The sequence below is a fragment of the Candidatus Cryosericum odellii genome (assembly GCF_003570935.1).
In the GTDB taxonomy this organism is placed as follows: domain Bacteria; phylum Caldisericota; class Caldisericia; order Cryosericales; family Cryosericaceae; genus Cryosericum; species Cryosericum odellii.
Window position 1 is genome coordinate 1 of the sequence record NZ_QXIU01000097.1, and the last position, 1,875, is coordinate 1,875.

Sequence of the window (1,875 nt, forward strand, 5' to 3'; positions counted from 1 at the left end):
GTGATCTCATTGGCGACCAGTCTTGTCATAATGGGCACCATGATATCGTTGAGTTCCTTCAGGAGATCGGGATGTCCGAAGACAAGATTGCCGAGGAGATGGCGATTGAGTTGCTTTCCATCGAAGATACCATCGCCAAAGGAAGAACGCACTTGCTCAAGCGCCCCTTCAACGTTGTTGGCAAGGACATTCTTGCCCACTGAATCTGCGTCCAGCACCGCTGCTCCGTACTCCCGTAACATGCCGGAGATCATGCTCTTGCCAGAGGCAATGTTGCCGGTGAGTCCAACGTCGATACTCATTCGAGGTCCCGCAGGTTCGAGCCGCAAGAAAGGTGAGTCACGAGGGGGATCGAAAGGTGTATCGCTGATTCCATGGACCTCTGCATCATCCCGCGGACACGCTCGAGTTCGTCGGGTGGCGTGTCGACGACGATTTCGTCGTGTACCTGAAGGACCATGCGTGCCTTGAGAGGCTGAAGGTCCTTGCTCAGTGATATCATGGCCATCTTGATGACGTCGGCGGAGCTTCCTTGGACGACGGCGTTGAACCCTTGCCGAATGGCTTCCTGTCGCTCCATGTTGTTGCGACTGTTGATGTGCGGGACTCTCCGCAGGTGTCCAAGAATCGTCTTTACATAGCCATCGCGCTGGGCTGCCTCGACGACACGGTCACGGTAGTTCCGGATGCCGGGGAACCGCTCCATGTAGCGTTCGATATATTGTCGAGCCTCTTCGCCACCGATGCCGAGCTGTCGTGAGAGACCATATGGAGAGATGCCGTAGATGATACCGAAGTTGATAGTCTTGGCACGCTTTCGCATCTCGGGAGTCACGGCTGATTCTGGAACGTCAAAGACCTGCGAAGCCGTGTGCAGGTGAATGTCTTCACCTTGGGCAAATGCATTGCACAGGTTCGCGTCCGCAGAAAGATGCGCAAGCATCCTCAGGTCGATCTGGGAGTAGTCTGCCGAGACAAGGACCCAGCCGTCGTGACTGGGTATGAATGCCTGTCTGATTTCGCGCCCGACCTCGGTTCTGGCTGGGATGTTCTGCAGGTTGGGGTCGATGCAGCTGATACGTCCCGTCGACGTACCGGTCTGGAGGAAGGTGGGGTGAATCTTCCCGTCCGGCGTGACATATCGCACCAGCGAATCCGTATAGGTTCCCTTGATCTTGGTCAACTGACGGAGTTCCAGGATAAGCGGAATCGCCGGGTGTTCCTTCTGGATTGCTTCCAGGGATTCGACGTCGGTGCTCAGACCCGTCTTGGTTTTCTTGGTCGGAGCAAGTCCCAGCACGTCGAAAAGGAGCGTGCCCAGCTGTTTTGGAGACTGAAGGCTGTAGTCGTGCGTGCCGACGAGCTCGTACGCCTGGCGCTCCAGTTCAGCAATACGAATGCCGAGCTTCGCTCCGAAGGTTCGCAGGTAAGCAGTATCCGTGCGTATGCCTGCCATCTCCATGTCTGCGAGCACCGCTGCAAACGGAATCTCCATTTCGTTCAGGGTACTCGTAAGATGCGATTCCTCGAGCGCCGCGTCGATGGGGTAGGAGACACGATAGACAAGGTCGGCCAATCCCTCGGCAGTCGAGGTGTCTCCAGCCAGTCCCCATGCGTCACCGATGCGGTCAAGACCCCAGGCTTTCTGGTCAGGATCCAGCAGGTACTGTGCAAGCATGATGTCACGGATAGGAGCAGGAGCGGCCAGGCCAAACGGTGCAAGGGTGTGACAGAGTCTCTTGTAGTCGTAGACATACGTCATGGACGCACTGTCTGAATGGAGGGCCTCGGGAAGAGAACCGAACATGGCGTCGATGTGCATTGACGAAGCGTTGTCCTTCGTTCGACGAGCCACCGTGAACCCCTGTCCTTCGA

The 1,875-nt window shown here is 56.6% G+C and carries 2 protein-coding genes; both read right to left on the bottom strand.

The window, feature by feature from the left end; all coding sequences use genetic code 11:
* Positions 1-302 (bottom strand): dephospho-CoA kinase (coaE, locus tag SMC5_RS03890; protein ID WP_119119674.1); only part of this gene is annotated, 302 nt, incomplete at its 3' end.
* Positions 299-1,822 (bottom strand): DNA polymerase, encoded by a 1,524-nt coding sequence (locus tag SMC5_RS10995; protein WP_119119675.1) that lies wholly within the window; start codon positions 1,820-1,822, stop codon positions 299-301. The genes coaE and SMC5_RS10995, both read right to left, overlap by 4 nt.
* Between the last annotated feature and the right edge of the window lie 53 nt (positions 1,823-1,875).